General features: G+C 73.2%; 12 protein-coding genes. 8 read left to right on the plus strand and 4 right to left on the minus strand.

The window, feature by feature from the left end:
• Window positions 1-29 precede the first annotated feature (29 nt).
• Entirely contained in the window at window positions 30-1,646 is a 1,617-nt protein-coding gene (locus tag AB0O11_RS23880; RefSeq protein ID WP_363390456.1) for a DUF2079 domain-containing protein, read from the plus strand.
• A 65-nt stretch (window positions 1,647-1,711) separates the two neighbouring features.
• Here the strand turns inward: AB0O11_RS23880 and AB0O11_RS23885 are convergent, their stop codons facing one another.
• Together AB0O11_RS23885 and AB0O11_RS23890 are read right to left on the minus strand one after the other, a co-directional pair.
• Window positions 1,712-2,584, minus strand: a complete 873-nt coding sequence (locus tag AB0O11_RS23885; protein WP_363390459.1) for a peptidase — start codon at window positions 2,582-2,584, stop codon at window positions 1,712-1,714.
• A 2-nt stretch (window positions 2,585-2,586) separates the two neighbouring features.
• Window positions 2,587-3,915, minus strand: a complete 1,329-nt coding sequence (locus AB0O11_RS23890; protein ID WP_363390462.1) for a VWA domain-containing protein — start codon at window positions 3,913-3,915, stop codon at window positions 2,587-2,589.
• Between the two features lie 166 nt (window positions 3,916-4,081).
• Between AB0O11_RS23890 and AB0O11_RS23895 the strand changes: the two genes are divergently transcribed.
• From AB0O11_RS23895 to AB0O11_RS23910, 4 genes are all read left to right on the plus strand, one after another.
• Window positions 4,082-4,939 carry an ABC transporter ATP-binding protein gene (locus AB0O11_RS23895; RefSeq protein WP_363390465.1) on the plus strand — a complete coding sequence of 286 codons (858 nt, stop codon included), beginning with the start codon at window positions 4,082-4,084 and terminating at the stop codon, window positions 4,937-4,939.
• The gene (locus AB0O11_RS23900; protein WP_363390468.1) at window positions 4,939-5,622 is read left to right on the plus strand and encodes an ABC transporter; all 684 of its coding nucleotides are present in this window, start codon (window positions 4,939-4,941) and stop codon (window positions 5,620-5,622) included. Before AB0O11_RS23895 ends, AB0O11_RS23900 begins: the two co-directional genes overlap by 1 nt.
• A gap of 418 nt (window positions 5,623-6,040) precedes the next feature.
• Window positions 6,041-7,531, plus strand: coding sequence for an amino acid permease (locus AB0O11_RS23905; protein WP_363390471.1), 1,491 nt, complete (start codon window positions 6,041-6,043; stop codon window positions 7,529-7,531).
• 128 nt (window positions 7,532-7,659) lie between these two features.
• Window positions 7,660-9,084 carry a glycosyltransferase 87 family protein gene (locus AB0O11_RS23910; protein ID WP_363390474.1) on the plus strand — a complete coding sequence of 475 codons (1,425 nt, stop codon included), beginning with the start codon at window positions 7,660-7,662 and terminating at the stop codon, window positions 9,082-9,084.
• Window positions 9,085-9,113: 29 nt separating this feature from the next.
• Here AB0O11_RS23910 and AB0O11_RS23915 read toward each other — a convergent pair whose 3' ends face one another.
• Both AB0O11_RS23915 and AB0O11_RS23920 read right to left on the minus strand, forming a co-directional pair.
• Window positions 9,114-10,862 carry a penicillin-binding transpeptidase domain-containing protein gene (locus AB0O11_RS23915; RefSeq protein WP_363390477.1) on the minus strand — a complete coding sequence of 583 codons (1,749 nt, stop codon included), beginning with the start codon at window positions 10,860-10,862 and terminating at the stop codon, window positions 9,114-9,116.
• A gap of 187 nt (window positions 10,863-11,049) precedes the next feature.
• Window positions 11,050-12,831: a phospholipid carrier-dependent glycosyltransferase gene (locus tag AB0O11_RS23920; protein WP_363390480.1), complete on the minus strand. Its 1,782-nt coding sequence runs from the start codon at window positions 12,829-12,831 to the stop codon at window positions 11,050-11,052.
• A 106-nt stretch (window positions 12,832-12,937) separates the two neighbouring features.
• Between AB0O11_RS23920 and rsmI the strand changes: the two genes are divergently transcribed.
• The 3 genes from rsmI (at window position 12,938) to metG (ending at window position 16,177) form a co-directional block, all read left to right on the plus strand.
• Window positions 12,938-13,807, plus strand: coding sequence for a 16S rRNA (cytidine(1402)-2'-O)-methyltransferase (rsmI, locus tag AB0O11_RS23925; protein ID WP_363390483.1), 870 nt, complete (start codon window positions 12,938-12,940; stop codon window positions 13,805-13,807).
• 235 nt (window positions 13,808-14,042) lie between these two features.
• The gene (locus AB0O11_RS23930) at window positions 14,043-14,468 is read left to right on the plus strand and encodes a hypothetical protein (protein WP_363390486.1); all 426 of its coding nucleotides are present in this window, start codon (window positions 14,043-14,045) and stop codon (window positions 14,466-14,468) included.
• Between the two features lie 86 nt (window positions 14,469-14,554).
• On the plus strand, window positions 14,555-16,177 hold the full coding sequence (metG, locus tag AB0O11_RS23935; RefSeq protein ID WP_363390489.1) for a methionine--tRNA ligase: 1,623 nt from the start codon (window positions 14,555-14,557) through the stop codon (window positions 16,175-16,177).
• The last annotated feature ends 1 nt before the right edge of the window (window position 16,178 follow it).

Raw genomic sequence — 16,178 nt, forward strand, 5'->3', positions numbered from 1 at the left:
GGACCCAGACCGGACGGATCGGACCCGACGTGACCACCCAGACCGCACCCTCGCCGCCGGCCGCCGTGCCCGCCGCCCGCCGGATGGCCGCGGCCGCCCTGCTCGGCCCGGCCCGGCGCACCGTGCCGCTCACCGCGCTCTGCTTCGCGGTGACCTGCGCCATCGGCCTACAGGGCTGGACGTCCGTGTCGCTCGGCGGCTTCGACCTCGGCATCTTCGACCAGGGCGTGCGCGGCTACGCCCACTTCGGGCTGCCCGTCTCGACGCTGAAGAGCTTCCACCACGAGTTCCCGCCCGGCTTCTCACTGCTGGGCGACCACTTCTCGCCGGTGCTGGCGCTGCTCGCGCCGCTGTACTGGATCTGGGACGACCCGCGCTCGCTGATCATCGGGCAGTCGCTGCTGTTCGCGGCCGGGGTGCCGCTGGTCCGGCGGATCGCCGGGCACGCCTTCGCCGACGCCGAGCCGCGCACCGCCCGTCGGGCCGCCGACCTGGCCGGCCTGGTCTACGGGCTCGGCTGGCCGCTGCTGGTCGCCGCCCGGGTCGGCTTCCACGAGGTCGCCTTCGCGGTGCCGCTGACCCTGCTGATGCTGGAGCGCGGACTGGCCCGCCGGTACGGCACGGTGGTGCTCGCCGCCGTGCTGCTGTGCTGCACCAAGGAGGACCTCGGCCTGATGGTCGGGGCGTACGGCCTGGTGCTGCTGGTGCGTACCCGCCGCACCGGTGACCGGGCGGGCCGCTTCACCGGCCTGGGGCTGCTGCTGGGCGGGCCGCTCGCCTCGGTGGCCGCCATCAGCTGGCTGATCCCGGCGATGGGCGGGGAACCGGGCTACTACTGGAACTACGCGGCGCTCGGCTCCGACGGCGGCGACGCGGTGAAGCACCTGCTGCACGACCCGTTCCTGCTGGTGCAGACCGCCTTCGACCAGCCGCTCAAGCCGCTGCTGCTGCTGTGGCTGTTCGGCACCATGCTGCTGCTGCCGCTGCGCTCGGCCACCGTGCTGTGCGCGGTGCCGCTGCTGGCCGAGCGGATCCTGTCCAGCAACCCCAACCACTGGTCGATCGCCCGGCACTACGACTCGCTGCTGTGGCCGATCCTGCTCACCGCCGCGATCGAGGTGCTGGGCCGGATGAGCGGCGCCGGGCGCCCGGAGCGGAGCGTGCGGCGGGCGCGCGGGCTGGGCCTCGGCGCGGCCGGCATCGCGCTGGTGGCGGCGGTGCCGATCGGGCTGCTGCCGCTGGCCGTGCCGTCCTCCTGGGCGCCCAAGCCGAGCGAGGCGGCGCTGGTGCGGGCGGCCGCACTGATCCCGGACGGGGCGTCCGTCGAGGCGGACAACCAGATCGCGCCGCGGCTGACCGCCCGGACGGACGTGGTGCTGGTCGACGGCACGCCGCGCGGGCGCGAGTACGTGCTCACCCGGGGCGACAAGCGCTCCTTCCCGTTCAAGACGGACAAGGAGCAGGCCGAGCGGATCCAGCTGCTGCTGGCGCACGGCTACCGGCAGCTGTGGGCCGAGGACGGGGTCGTGCTGCTGCACCGGGAGGGCGACGAGCCGATCCCCGGCGAGCACGTGCCGGGGCCGGGCAGCGAGCCGGCCCAGGACGAGGTCCCGTCCGACGTGGGGCACAACCTGTTCCGCGGCTGAGCGCGGCTTCCGCAGACGCCGGAGGGCCGGCCGGAACGGTGTCCGGCCGGCCCTCCGGGGGTGTCTCAGGGGCGGTCCGAGCCGGCGTGGCTGCCGCTCTGGTAGGAGCCCTGGGACGGGACGGCGCCGTGGTGGCCGGGCCGGTGGCCGTGCGGGTGCCGGGTCAGGTTGTAGCCGAGGACACCGGCCAGCGCGGCCAGGAAGCCGCCGCCGATCGTCCAGTACCAGCGGCTGTTCCAGCCGGAGAACCAGCCGGTGTACCAGTGCTCCTCCTCGGCCACCGGGGCGGCCGCCTTGGCCGTGCCGGCGCCGCCGCCGACCGGCGGGACCAGCGGGGCCTTCAGCTCGCCGCCCTCCGGCTGGGCGTTGTCGGCGTTGCCCTTGGCGGCGACGTGCAGCTGGACCGAGGAGGCCAGGCCGAGGTCGGGCTGCGGCACGTCGCCGACCGACAGCCGCACGTAGTAGGTGCCGGGCAGCGGGTCGCCGGACCACGGTTCGGCCCAGGTGCGGATCTCGCGCAGGGTGCAGTTCAGCGCCAGGGTGCCGGCGCTCTGGTCGGCGGTGGCGTTCTGGGTGCCGGCGGTGCACGACTGGCGGCGGCGCAGCCCGTCGAAGACCTCGACGGACCAGGTCTGCGGGCCGTGCCGGTCGGCGGCGGGGGCCAGGTTGACGGTCAGGTCGACCGTCGGGGTCTGGCCCTCGGAGGCGCCGAACGCCCAGTACAGGTAGTCACCCGTGGAGACGGCGACCTTGGCGTCCTGGCCGGGGGAGAGGTTGACCGCGGTCAGGAAGGAGGTGCCGGCCTTGGTGGCCGGGGCCGGGGTGCCGCTCGCGCTGGCCGAGGGGGACGGCGAGGCGGCCGAGGCGGCCGGGGCGCCCAGGGCCAGGGCGGGCAGCAGGGCGAGGGCGGCGAGGGCGCCGCGAAGCGTCGTACGCATGGTCAGTTCTCCCGCCAGACGGCGATCCGCCAGCGCGCGATCCAGCCGAAGACCAGACCGAAGGCCAGGCCGGCCAGGGTGAGGGTGAGCAGCAGGATCCAGCCGCGGCCGAGGCCCATCGCGGCGCCCTCCGGGGCGGGCGAGGCGGAGGCCAGGTCGACGGTCAGCTCCAGCGGCAGGCCGGGGTCGGCCTGGACACCGGCCTGCGGGGCCAGCGAGTTGCTGACGACCAGGCAGACGGTGGTCTCCGGCTTCTCCTTGGAGTCCTTGGACGCGGTGGGGCTCGCGGTGACGTAGCCCTTGGAGTCGTCGGTGGACCAGCGCAGGCCGGTGGAGACCACGTCGGTGCGGGAGCTGCCGGCGTCGGTGCCGCGGACCAGCTCCTGGCCGGTCGCGCTGGTGGCCTGGAGCAGCACCCCGTAGTCCCGGGCCACCGGGCGGTCGAGGGCGACGCTGACCGAGGCGCGCAGCTCCTGGCCCGACTTGACCGGGACCTTGTAGACGCGGTGCTCGGAGAACTTCTCGCGGTCGCTGTAGACGCCCGGGGCGAGCACCGGGGCGCTCTCGCACTTGTCGGTGCCGGTGGTCTTGACCGGGGTCACCGCGTAGGTGTCGTTGGAGCGGTCGACCAGCTGCTTCACCTTGTCGGTGAGCTGCTCCTGGGTGCGGACGTCGGTGTAGGTGCCGCCGGTCGCGTTGGCGATGCAGAGCAGCTGCTGGCGGGTCTTGTCGTCGTGGGCCAGGCCCAGGGTGTCGACCACCAGGTGGATGCCCTGGGAGGCGAGTTCGCGGGCGACGTCGCACGGGTCGGGCGGGGTGCAGGTGTCCTCGCCGTCGGTGATCAGCACCACGCGGCGGGTGGTCTCGCCCTTGCCGAGGTCCTGGGCGGCGCCGCGCAGGGCCAGGCCGATCGGGGTCCAGCCGGTGGGCCGCAGGGTGGCGACGGCGGTCTTGGCCTCGACCTTGTTGGTCTTGCCGACCGGGTAGAGCTGCTTGGTGTCCTGGCAGCCCTGGGCCTTGTCGTTGCCGGGGTAGGTCGCGCCCAGGGTGCGGATGCCGAACTCGGTCTCCGCGGGCAGCGCGTCGATCACGTCGTTCAGTGACTGCTGGGCCACCGAGATGCGGCTCTTGCCCTGGATGTCCGCCTCCCGCATGGAGCCGCTGACGTCCAGGACGAGGTCGACCCGGGGGGCTTCCTTGGCCGCGGGGGCGTTCCCGGCTGGTGGTTCGTCGGCGTGGGCGGGCAGGCCGAGGAGCAGCGAGGCGCTCGTTATCGCCAGGGCTGCCAGCAGGCCGCCGAGCCTGGTCTGTGGTCGTCGTCCGGTATTCACCCGCCCGATCCTAGGGAGCATCAGTTGGCCCTGGCGAAACGAGTCCGGTTCGTGCACCGGCCCGCCCCGGTGTGAACTCCGGCGCGTGGAGGGGGAGTCGGTGCTCACGCCGGCCTTACGCGGGCTGGATAGCCTTCGGTGGACAACGGGCCGGGAGGGGGGCGCGATGGAGCTGACGGCAGTCGGCAAGCGGTACGGGCGGCGGGGGCGGTGGATCCTGCGCGGGGTCGATCTGGCGGTCGGGCCGGGCGAGTTGGTGCGGATCGCCGGGCGGAACGGGAGCGGCAAGTCGACGCTGCTGCGGATGGTCGCCGGGATCGAGCGGCCGAGCACGGGGCGGGTGGCGCGGCCCGGCCCGACAGCGTACGTGCCCGAGCGCTTTCCGCCGGCGCTTCCCTTCGACGCCGCGTCCTACCTGCTGCGGGTGGGCCGGGTGCACGGGCTGTCGGCGGAGCGGGCGCGGCAGCGGGCGGGGGAGTGGCTGGACCGGTTCGGTGTCGCGGACCGGGCGGGCACGCCGCTGAGCCGGCTGTCGAAGGGCACCTGCCAGAAGGTCGCGGTCGCCCAGGCGCTGCTCCCCGAGGCGCGGGTGCTGCTGCTGGACGAGGCCTGGACCGGGCTGGACCCGGAGGCCCGGGCGGTGCTGGACGAGGCGGCCGCCGAGCGGGCGGCGGCGGGCGGCACGGTGCTGTTCGTCGACCACGACCCGGCCCGGCTGGCCGGGCTGACCAGCGCCGCGTACCGGGTCGGTGAGGACGGCGCGCTGCGGCCCGTCGAGGGCGGGGAGGCGGCGGGGGAACCGCTGCGGGACGGTCCGGCGATGGAGGTCGAAGTGGACGCCCCGGACGGCTCCCCGCTGCCGGAGCGGCTCCCGGGGGCGCCGGAGGTCACCGCGCTGGCCGGGACGGCGGTGCGGCTGGTGGTGCCCGCCGTGCACTCGGACGCGCTGCTGCGCCGGCTGCTGCTGGGCCGTCCGGCCGTCCGGGTGCTGGCGGTGCGGCGGCACGAGGAGGGGGAGCGGTGATGGCGCAGATCGGTGCGCTGACCCGGTACCACCTGGAGCTGCTGCTGCGCTCGCACGCCTGGCTGCCGCCGTTCCTGGCGTACGCGCTGCTGCTGGTGGTCGGGGTGGCGGCGGGCGATCCGCTGCTGGGCGGTCTCGGCTTCGGCGCGGGGGTGCTGCTGCCGGTGAGCACCTGGTACGTGCGCAGCGCGCTGAGTGCGGAGCCGCCGGCCTCGCGGGCCTGCCTGGTGGCGGCGGCGGGCCCGGTCCGGGTCCATCTGGGCGCGCTGCTGGCGGCGCTGACGGTGTCGCTGGTGCTGGCCGTCGGTCAGGTGGCGGCGGTGTGGTGGACCAGCGGGCCGGTGGCCGACCCGGGGGCGCGGCAGGAGCCGGGGGCCGGGCCGGCGGTGCTGGCCGGGCTGGTGGCCTCCGTGGTCTGCGCGCTGCTCGGGGTGCTGGTCGGGGCGGTGGCGAACCGGCCGGTGCTGGTCCACGCGCAGTACGGCATTCCGGCGGCGCTGGCGCTGGCCACGCTGCTGCTGGTGGTGCCGGTCTCGCCGGCCAACACGGCGGTGAGCGGGCTGGTGTCGGCGGCCCGGACCGGCCGGGTTGCGGTGCCGTGGGCGAGCCTGCTGGTCGCCGCCGTCCTGCTGGCCGCGGTCGGCGCGGGGGTGGCGGCGCTGGCCGGGCGGCGGCCGGAGTGACGGCCGGAGTGACGGCCCGGGACGAACCGCCGGCCCGGGTGATTCCGGCAATGGGCTGACCGCCGATCGGGGCGGGTCGGCCCGGCCGGCCCGCCCCGATCGGCATTCCCCGGCCGTCGGCGCCGCGCGCCGGGAACCGCCGCCGGGTCGGACGGGTGCTCGGCGGGATGCCCTCGCAGGGGCGCTGAGCTGCCGCTTTAACCACCGAGTGGCAGAAGCGCCGTTTACGAAGTGTCCGGTTTGTACATCACTATGCGCCAATTCGGACAATGCGCCGGTTCGGACTGTTCGTTTGCGACACTGGTGCTTTCGCCGGGTACTGTCCCATGTTTGTTCGGTTGATCCCCCGATGACACCCAAGGGCGTTTTGGGTGACCAGCCACCAGGACACCCTCCCCCGCCCAGAAGGACCGCAGTTTTGGCCAGCAACACCCTTGGTGCGCGTCTGCTGCGACGCAAGCCCGTCTCGACACTGATCGCGGAGACCGAAGGCAAGGACGCCCTCCCGGCCGGCGCGCCCGAGGAGGGCGGTCGCTCCGGCATCCACCTGCGCCGTTCGATCGGCCTGTGGCAGCTGTCCTCGATCGGCATCGGCGCGACCATCGGCACCGGCATCTTCTTCGTGCTGAACACCGCGGTGCCCTCGGCCGGCCCGGCCGTCATCCTGTCCTTCGTGATCGCCGCGGTCACCGCCGGACTCACCGCGCTCTGCTACGCCGAGATGGCCTCCGCGATCCCGGTCTCCGGCTCCTCGTACTCCTACGCCTACGCCACCCTCGGCGAGGGCGTCGCCTTCGGCGTCGGCGTCTGCCTGCTGATGGAGTACGGCGTCTCGGCCTCCGCGATCGCGGTGACCTGGGCCGAGTACCTGAACAAGTTCTTCGACCTGGCCTTCGGGTTCACGATCCCCGAGCAGCTCTCCGGCGCGCCGGACAGCACCCACTGGTTCAACCTGCCGGCGCTGCTGCTGGTCGCGATGGTCTGCTTCCTGCTGATCCGCGGCGTCAGCGAGTCGGTGAAGGTCAACGCGGTGATGGTCGCGATCAAGATCCTGATCCTGCTGATGTTCATCTGCGTGGCGCTGACCGGCTTCCACTCCGGCAACCTGACCCCGTTCATGCCGCTCGGCATCAGCGGCGTCCAGATCGCCGCGTCCAGCATCTTCTTCTCCTTCATCGGCCTGGACGCCGTGTCCACCGCCGGCGAGGAGGTCAAGAACCCGCGCCGCACCCTGCCGATGGCGATCATCATCTCGCTGGTCGTGGTGACCCTGCTCTACATCCTGGTCGCCCTGGCCGGCATCGGCGCCCAGCCCTGGAAGAAGTTCGAGGGCCAGGAGGCCGGCCTCGCCCAGATCCTCCAGGACATCACCGGCCAGAACTGGCCCGCGATGGTCTTCGCGTTCGGCGCGATCGTCTCGATCTTCAGCATCACCCTCGTGGTGATCTACGGCCAGACCCGCATCCTGTACTCGATGGGCCGCGACGGCCTGCTGCCCCGGCGCTTCGCCGAGCTCTCCCCGCGCACCGGCACCCCGATCTGGAACACCATCGTGGTGGGCCTCGGCGTGGGCGCGCTGGCCGCGTTCGTCCCGCTGCGGGTCCTGGCCGACATCACCAGCCTCGGGACGCTCATCGCCTTCTCGGTGGTCTCGATCGGCGTGATCGTGCTGCGCCGCACCCAGCCCGACCTGCCGCGCGGCTTCAAGGTGCCCGGCTACCCGGTCGTCCCGCTGCTCAGCATCGGCTTCTGCATCTACCTGGTCAAGGGCCTGCACGCCGACACCTTCCGGGCCGGGGCGATCGCCCTCGGCGTCGCCGTGGTGGTCTACTTCGGCTACAGCATCAAGCACTCCCGGCTGGAGCGGGCAGAGCGGCAGTCCGTGTCCTCGGACAACACCCCCGGCTGACCCGGAAGCAAACCCAGAATGAAGGGCCGCCGACCGCCACGGCACCCGGCGGCCCTTTTCACGCCATCGCCCGTCCGGTGTCCGCCGTCATGGCGACAGGGCCCGACTCCCACCCCTAACCTTCCACCATGGTGAGCACCCGCACGCCCGGCTACTCCCGCCCGCGCGGCCGCTTCACCGGCCGCGGCAGAACGCCGGCCCAGACCTCCGCGACCGAGGTGTCGTCCAGAACCGGACGACCGCCGCGCGGCTTCTCCGTCCGGCCCTTCCCCCGCCAACGTGGCGAGAGCACCTTTCCGCCCACGCCCGATCGGCTGCATGCCGCCGGGCTCGCCTCGATGCGGACCGTCCAACTGCTCGGCTGCCTGGTCGCGGCCGGCTGGGCCGCCGCCTTCCCGCTCGTCTCCAACCTGGCCAACCAGCGGCTGTGGGGCCTGGTCGCGGCCCCCGCCTACGTCCTGGCCGGACTGCTCTGCCTGACCCTGCCGCGCCGCTTCGCGGCCCACGCCGCCGCCTCGGTCGCCCTCGTCGGGGCCGTCCTGCTCCCGCTCGGGCTGCTCGCCCTGCAAGGCCGCCACCAGTCCGAGGTCATGGTGGTCGAACGCTCGGCCCACCTGCTGCTCACCACCGGTACCGCGTACCTGCCGCACCCGGTGGTGGTCACCGACTACGACCCGTACCTGCCGGCGATGTCCCTGTTCGGGATGCCGCGCCAGCTGCTCGGCGACTCCACCGCCTTCGCGCGGGTCGCCGGGGACGCCAGGATCTGGTTCGCGCTGACCTTCTTCGCCTGCCTGCTGGCCGCCTGGCGGCTGCTGCGGCCCTCCCGCCCCGGCAGCGGCGACCCGCGCGCGCCGCTGCTGCCGCTGGCCGTCCTCACCGCCTCGCCGCTGATCGCGCTCGCCCTGGTGGTCGGCGGGGTGGACCTGCCGCTGATCGGGGTCTGCTGCTTGGCCATGGCGCTCGCCGAGCGGGACCGTACGGTCGGCGCCGGGCTGGTGCTCGCCCTCGCCTGCACCCTGAAGTGGACGGCCTGGCCCGCGCTGCCGGTCGCCGTCCTGCTGCTCTGGCGGCTCTACGGCCGACGGCCCGCGGCCCGGACCGCGCTGATCGGGGTCGGGGTGAGCACGCTGGTGATCCTGCCGTCCGCGCTGGCCCAGCCGGACGCGCTGCGCGAACAGGTGGTGCGCTTCCCGCTCGGGATGACGGCGATCCGCACCCCGGCGGGCAGCCCGCTGCCCGGCAAGGTGCTGGCCGGGCTCGGGCCGACCGGGCACGCGATCTCGCTGGCGCTGATGACGGTGGCCCTGGTCGCGGTGGCGATCTGGCTGCTGGCCCGGCCGCCGGTCTCCGCGATCGCGGCGGCCGACCTGCTGGCCGCCGGGCTCGCGATCGCCTTCATGCTGGCCCCGGCCGGACGGTTCGGGTACCTGGCGCTGCCGGCGGTGCTGGTGATCTGGCCCCGGCTGGCGGCCGGGCGCCGGAGCAGCCGGCGCCCGGCCCCGCCCGGCCGGGTGCGGGGAAGGCCGCAGCCCGCCCTGCCGCGAGGCTGAGCGGGCTGCGGCGTACGGCTCCGGGGGGCTCAGCGGCCGCCGGCGGCCTTCAGGACGGAGGCGACGGCCGGGCCGGCCGCGTCCACGCCGTGGCCGCCGCCCTGCACCTCGGCGGCCACCGCGATGTTGCCGCGGTAGGCGGTGAACCAGCTGTTGGTGACGTCGACGCCGGCGACCTCGGCGGAGCCGGTCTTGGCACCCGCGTTGTCGGTGATGCCGGCCATCACCTCCTTGGCGGTGCCGCCGGTGGCGGTGGCCGCCATCATCGTCTTCAGCTTGCCGGCCACGTCCGGGGAGAGCGGGCGGGCGGCCTTCTGCTGCGGCAGCTCGGCGACCAGGATCGGCTGCTTGAACTCGCCGCTCTGCACGGTGGCGGTGACCGAGGCGATGGCCAGCGGGTTCATCTGGACCTTGCCCTGGCCGATGTAGTTCATCGACTGCTCGTCCTTGTTGGTGCCCGGGTCCGGCACCCGGCCGTCGGCGTTGGGCAGGCCGGTCTTCCACTCCAGGCCGATCCCGAAGACGTCCTTGGCCTCGCCGGCGAGGCTGGTCGGCTTCAGGCTGGCCAGGCCCTGATTGATGAAGGCCGTGTTGCAGGACATCATGAAGTCCTGCTGGAGCGTGTTGTTCGGGAAGGCGCCCGGGAACGAGTTCGGGATCGGGTGCGCGTTGCCGCTCTTCTCCGGGCAGGCCACCACGGTGTCCGGGTTGACCCCGGCCTCCAGCAGCGCCGCCGAGGTGACGATCTTCATCGTCGAGCCCGGTGCGAGCAGCCCGGTGAAGGCCCGGTTCTGGCCGTTGGACGGTGAGTTGGCGAAGGCCAGCACCTGACCGGTGCTCGGCTCGATCGCGACGATGGAGGCGGGCTTGCCGCCCAGGTCGGTCATCGCCTTCTCGGCGGCGGCCTGGAGGGTGTTGTCGATGGTCACCTTGAACGGCTTGCCCGGCTTCGGCTCGACGATGGTGAACAGCTTGTCCGCGGCGCCCTTGCCGGTCGGGTCGGAGATCACCACCGCGCTGCCCGCGTCCTGCTCCTTCGCCGGGTCCGGCGGCAGCAGCTTGTTGGCGTTCTCCTGGAGGGTGTTCATCAGCGCCGGGGTGAGCGAGGCGCCCTGGACCGGCTTGCCGTTGCGGTCGACCACGGTGGACGGCGGGGAGTAGACCGGCTGGACGGCGATGGTCTCGTTGCCGGACAGGTGGGGGTGGATCACCGACGGGGCCCAGTGCACGGCCGGGGTGTTGTCGCTCATCTTCACGACGCCCAGGAAGCCCTGGTAGTCCCAGGCCCGGTTGGTGCCCGCGAACTCGGCGCGCGCCTTGAAGGACATCAGCGTGCCGGTGGGCCCGGGCGTGGCGGTGGCGGACGGCGAGTCGGTCGCACCAGGCGTCGCGGAGGCCCCGGCGGACGGCTTGGCGGCCGGGGCGGGGGTGCCGGTGGCGGCGGCGAAGACCTGCTGGGTGGTCGGGCCGAACGGGGTGAGGGTCAGCGCGCTCGGCTTGACCTGGTCCCTGAAGGCGGTCAGCGCGGCGGTGGCCGCGGCCGGGTCGTCGGTCAGCGAGGCCGCCTTGGCGATGTCGCCGGCCGCCCAGGCCGCCAGGAAGTCCTTCGTGCCGGCTGCCGCCTGCTCGGCCGACGGCGGTTCGGCGACCACCGTACGGGGCTTCTTGCCGCCGGACCCGCCCGAGTCGCTCATCAGGCTGTACGCGCCGTAGCCGCCGCCCGCGAGGACGGCGATGGACACGCCGGTGATGATGCCGATCTTCGCGCCACTGCGCATGGTGGAGTTCCCCCAGGGGTCTCGCGGCCGGGCGCAACCGGCCGGGGCCGGAAACGCGGTACCCCCCCACCCTAGGCAGCGCGGATCGGTGCGCCGGCGAATTGCCCGGGACTTGTGACGGATCTGGTACGTGTCGTGCACCGTATACGGACGGTTCGCGGGAACCCGGTGTGCGCGGGGCGGCGGATCAGATCCAGGTGTTGAACCAGATCCGTCGGCGCCAGTCCTCCAGCGGGATGGTCTGCCCGGTGAACAGCGGGAAGAAGAACAGGAAGTTCCAGACGATCAGCAGGATCAGCAGGCCGGCCGCCGAGGAGCCGATGATCCGGCGGTCCCGGGAGGCGCCGGCCGGGCCGATCAGGGCGCCGACCAGCATCGTCACGGCGAGCACCAGGAACGGGACGAAGACCACCGCGTAGAAGAGGAAGATCGTCCGCTGCTGGTAGGCGAACCAGGGCAGGTAGCCGGCGGCCAGGCCGCAGAGCAGCGCGCCCGCCCGCCAGTCCCGCCGGGCCGCCCAGCGCCACAGGCAGTAGGCCAGCGCCGCGACGCCCGTCCACCACAGCAGCGGGGTGCCGATGCCCAGCACCTCGCGGGCGCAGTCGGCGGCGGTGCAGCCGGCCTGGCCGTACTTGGGGGACTCGTAGTAGAAGGACACCGGCCGGCCCAGCACCAGCCAGGACCACGGGTTGGACTGGTAGGTGTGCGGGTCGCTCAGGCCGACGTGGAAGTCGTAGACCGTCGAGTGGTAGTGCCACAGGGCGCGCAGGCCCTCGGGTATCCACGGGTAGTCGGTGGAGCGCCCGGCCGCCCAGTCCCGGCCCCAGCCGCCCTGGCCGGGGGCGGTGCTGCTGGCGAACCAGCCCCACCAGGACGCGATGTAGACCGCGGCCGAGACCACGACGACCGAGACGAAGGCCGGCACCACGTCCCGGGCGAGCACCGCCAGGAACGGGCGCGGGGCGCCGGCCAGGCGGCGGGCGCCGACGTCCCAGAGCACGGTCATCAGGCCGAAGGCCGCCATGACGTACAGGCCGCTCCACTTGGTGGCGCAGGTCAGGCCGACGCAGACGCCGGCCGCGATCCGGTACGGGCGCCAGCCCAGGTTCAGCCGCTGGGCGAGTGCGGCGTTCTCGGCCCCGCCCAGCTTCTCCGCCAGCAGCGCCCGGGTGCGGTCGCGGTCCAGCAGCAGGAAGCCGAAGGCGGCGAGCGTCCAGAACATCACCACCAGGTCGAGCAGGGCGGCCCGGCTGAGCACCAGGTGCAGGCCGTCCACCGAGAGCAGCAGGCCCGCCACGCAGCCCAGCAGCGTGGAGCGGAACATCCGGCGGGCGATCCGGGCCACCATCAGCACCGACAGGGTGCCGAGCAGGGCCACCGCGAACCGCCAGCCGAAGGGGTTCATGCCGAACAGCTGCTCGCCCGCGCCGATGATCCACTTGCCCACCGGCGGGTGCACCACGTACGAGGGCGTCGCCCGGTACGGGACGGCCGCGCCCGGCGTCATGATCGTGGTGTTGGCGTCCTCCGGCCAGCTGATCTCGTAGCCGCCGTGCCAGAGCGCGTAGGCGTCCTTGGCGTAGTACGTCTCGTCGAAGATGATCGCGTGCGGCTGCCCGAGGCCGGTGAACCGCAGCAGGCCGGCGAACACCGCCACCGCGACCGGACCCAGCCAGCCGGCCCAGCGGCAGAGGAAGAACCACAATCCCTGCGGCAGCGAGATGCCCACCCGCAGCAGCAGCGGCGACTGCGGCACCTCCCGGGGTGTCACCCGGGGGCCGTCCGGCATCGGCGGCGCCAGGCGCTCGGTGAGCGTCCCCGCGGGACGGGCGGTGTAGCCGTACCGGGCCAGGCGTTCGCGCCAGTCGGCGGGTCCGGTCCGGGGTGAGCGGGGGGACGGCAGACCGACGCCGCCGTCCGCGGAGTGGTCCGTACCAGTGGGCGTCTGCGCCGCCGTGTCGCCGTTCATCCGCCACATCGTAGGGGCGCTCTTCGTACGCGTGTCCGCTCCCTCGGAAGCTGCCCGAATCGTCACCAAAAGCCCAGGGCGCTCGGCAGCTGCAAGGATGGGGACCGTGACAGGAGTACTCGTTCTCGCAGGCACCCCCATCGGCGACGTCTCGGACGCCCCGCCCCGGCTGGTCAACGAACTGGCCACGGCGGACGTGATCGCGGCCGAGGACACCCGGCGGCTGCGCCGGCTCACCCAGGCGCTCGGGGTGACCCCGGCGGGACGGGTGGTCTCCTACTTCGAGGGCAACGAGGTCGGCCGCACCCCCGAACTGGTCGAGGCGCTGCTCGGCGGCGCCCGGGTGCTGCTGGTCACCGACGCCGGCATGCCCTCGGTCTCCGACCCCGGCTACCGGCTGGTCGCCGCCGCCGTGGCCGCCGACGTCAAGGTCACCGCGGTGCCCGGACCCTCGGCGGTGCTCACCGCGCTCGCGCTGTCCGGCCTGCCGGTGGACCGCTTCACCTTCGAGGGCTTCCTGCCGCGCAAGAGCGGCGACCGGGCCCGGCAGCTCGCCTCGATCGCCGCCGAGCCGCGCACCATGGTCTTCTTCGAGGCCCCGCACCGGATCGCCGAGGCGCTGACGGCGATGGCCGAGGCGTTCGGGCCGGAGCGGCCGGCCGCCGTCTGCCGCGAGCTCACCAAGACCTACGAGGAGGTCAAGCGCGGGCCGATCGGCGAGCTCGCGGCCTGGGCGGCCGAAGGCGTCAAGGGCGAGATCACCGTCGTGGTCGCCGGCGCCCCGCCGGCCGCGCCGCAGGAACTGACTCCGGCGGAGCTGGCCCGGCTGGTGGCCGTCCGCGAGGAGGCCGGGGAGCGCCGCAAGGAGGCCATCGCGGCCGTCGCGGCGGAACTCTCGCTGCCCAAGCGGGAGGTTTTCGACGCGGTCGTGGCGGCGAAGAAGGAAAGCCTGGAGGGCGGCCCGGGAAAGCGGTGAATTCCGGGGCTTGCGTTGCTCACGGGGAGTCGTACCGTGGAGGGAAGGCCCCGGTAAACACCCTCTGAGCTGAAGTTTCGGTCGCGGTTCCCGGTCTTGGGGAGGCCCTTCGTATAGGGCTTCCCAACCCGCATCCAAGTCTTCACAAGTGGGGCATCGGCCGAGGCGGTCCGGGCATTTCCTGGAAGGGAAAGACCCAGCCGGACGAACGTCCGGCGGGCGCTGGGAGACGGCTATGAGCGATGTTGTCGGCAGCCCCCGCGGTGGCAATGCGCTGAGCACGGCAGGCCTGGCCGGCCGGCCGCACACTCCCGTCGAGACCGTACGGGAGGCCTACTCCTTCGCGTGCCTGCGCTGCGGGTACGGCTGGGAGCAGGCGTACGACATCGAGCACCACGTGGCCAGGGACGGGCACGTCGTGTTCGAGTACCACGCCAACGGCGGCCGGGTGCCGTCCCCGCTGCTCAAGCCGACCTGCCCGGGGTGCGGCGGCCACACCGTGCGGATCATGCGCGAGGGCCGGGTGGCCAGCGCGGACCAGCAGTTCCAGCACGCCCCCGGCTACCCGGCGCACGCCGAGCCGGCCGGGGCGCCCCCGGTGGTCGAGCCCGTCCGGCCGCGCGGACGCTGGGCCCGGTTCTGGTCGCGGCTGCTGGGCTGACACCGGGGCGACGCAGGAGGGACCGCCCCCGGCCGGGAGACAACTCGGTCGAGGGCGGTCCGCGCGCCCGACTAAGCTTTCCGACCATGGCGGCCACTGCAGACCACAGCACCACCGGGGCGAGTGCCCCGGCGTACTACGTTTCCACCCCGATCTACTACGTCAACGATCGCCCGCACCTGGGCCACGCGTACACCACCGTGGCGGGCGACGTCCTCACCCGCTGGCACCGCCAGCGCGGCGAGAAGGTGTGGTACCTGACCGGCACCGACGAGCACGGTCAGAAGATCATGCGGACCGCCGAGACGAACGGCGTCAGCCCGCAGGAGTGGTGCGACAAGCTGGTCGAGGAGGCCTGGAAGCCGCTCTGGGAGCACCTGGAGATCGCCAACGACGACTTCATCCGCACCACCGAGGAGCGGCACACCGCCCGGGTGCAGGAGTTCGTCCAGGACCTGTACGACAAGGGCGAGATCTACAAGGGCGGCTACTCCGGCCCGTACTGCGTCGGCTGCGAGGAGTTCAAGCTCCCGTCCGAGCTGCTCGACGGCGCGACCGCGGACGAGAAGCTCTGCGCCGTGCACAAGCGGCCGGTCGAGTGGCTGGAGGAGGAGAACTACTTCTTCCGCCTCTCCGCCTACGGCCCGCAGCTGCTGGAGTTCTACGCGGCGAACCCGGACTTCATCCAGCCGGCCTCGGCCCGCAACGAGGTGCTGCGCTTCGTCGAGCAGGACCTCAAGGACCTCTCGATCTCCCGCTCCACCTTCGACTGGGGCGTGCCGCTGCCCTGGGACGAGAAGCACGTCCTCTACGTGTGGGTCGACGCGCTGCAGAACTACATCACCGCGGCCGGCTACGGCAGCGACCCGGAGCGCTTCGCCGAGCTGTGGCCCGCCTCCGTCCACCTGGTCGGCAAGGACATCCTGCGGTTCCACGCCGTCATCTGGCCCGCCATGCTGATGGCCGCCGGACTGCCGCTGCCCAAGCGGGTCGTGGCCAACGGCTGGCTGATGGTCGGCGGCGAGAAGATGTCCAAGTCCAACCTGACCGGCATCGCGCCCACCGACCTGACCTCGCACTTCGGGGTGGACGCGTACCGCTACTACTTCCTGCGGGCGATCCCGTTCGGCACCGACGGCTCGTTCTCCTGGGAGGACTTCACCGCCCGGTACACCTCCGAGCTGGCCAACGACTTCGGCAACCTGGCCTCCCGGGTCGCCGCGATGGTCGGCAAGTACTTCGACGGGGTGCTGCCTTCCGCGACTGCCGCGGGCGACGCCGAGCAGGCCGTGGCGGACGGTCTGACCAGGGCCGTCGAGACGGCCGACCGGAAGATCGGCGAGGAGCTGGACTTCGCCGGCGGCCTCGCGGCGATCTTCGAGTTCGTCAAGCAGGTCAACGGCTACCTCACCGAGCAGGAGCCCTGGAAGGTCGCCAAGGACGACTCGGCCGAGGGCCGGGCCCGCCTGGCCACCATCCTCTACACCGCCGCCGAGGCGCTGCGCGCCACCGCCGTGCTGCTCAACCCGGTGATGCCGTCCACCGCCGAGAAGCTGTGGGCCTCGCTGGGCGCCGAGGCCGCCGGGCTGGGCGCGCTCTCCGCGCAGACCGTCGCCACCGTGGCCGACTGGGGCCGGCTGCCCGCCGGTGCCACCGTCACCAAGGGCGAGATCCTCTTCCCGCGCCTCGAAGAGAAGCCGACCGCCTGAC

Source organism: Kitasatospora sp. NPDC093102 (assembly GCF_040683915.1).
Classification (GTDB): domain Bacteria; phylum Actinomycetota; class Actinomycetes; order Streptomycetales; family Streptomycetaceae; genus Kitasatospora.

Bases quoted from the DNA above. Each gene is read 5' to 3' on its own strand.
- AB0O11_RS23885 (WP_363390459.1), bottom strand. From the start codon at position 2,584: ATGCGTACGACGCTTCGCGGCGCCCTCGCCGCCCTCGCCCTGCTGCCC.
- AB0O11_RS23895 (WP_363390465.1), top strand. From the start codon at position 4,082: ATGGAGCTGACGGCAGTCGGCAAGCGGTACGGGCGGCGGGGGCGGTGG.
- AB0O11_RS23900 (WP_363390468.1), top strand. From the start codon at position 4,939: ATGGCGCAGATCGGTGCGCTGACCCGGTACCACCTGGAGCTGCTGCTG.
- AB0O11_RS23910 (WP_363390474.1), top strand. From the start codon at position 7,660: ATGGTGAGCACCCGCACGCCCGGCTACTCCCGCCCGCGCGGCCGCTTC.
- AB0O11_RS23915 (WP_363390477.1), bottom strand. From the start codon at position 10,862: ATGCGCAGTGGCGCGAAGATCGGCATCATCACCGGCGTGTCCATCGCC.
- AB0O11_RS23920 (WP_363390480.1), bottom strand. From the start codon at position 12,831: ATGAACGGCGACACGGCGGCGCAGACGCCCACTGGTACGGACCACTCC.
- AB0O11_RS23930 (WP_363390486.1), top strand. From the start codon at position 14,043: ATGAGCGATGTTGTCGGCAGCCCCCGCGGTGGCAATGCGCTGAGCACG.
- metG (WP_363390489.1), top strand. From the start codon at position 14,555: ATGGCGGCCACTGCAGACCACAGCACCACCGGGGCGAGTGCCCCGGCG.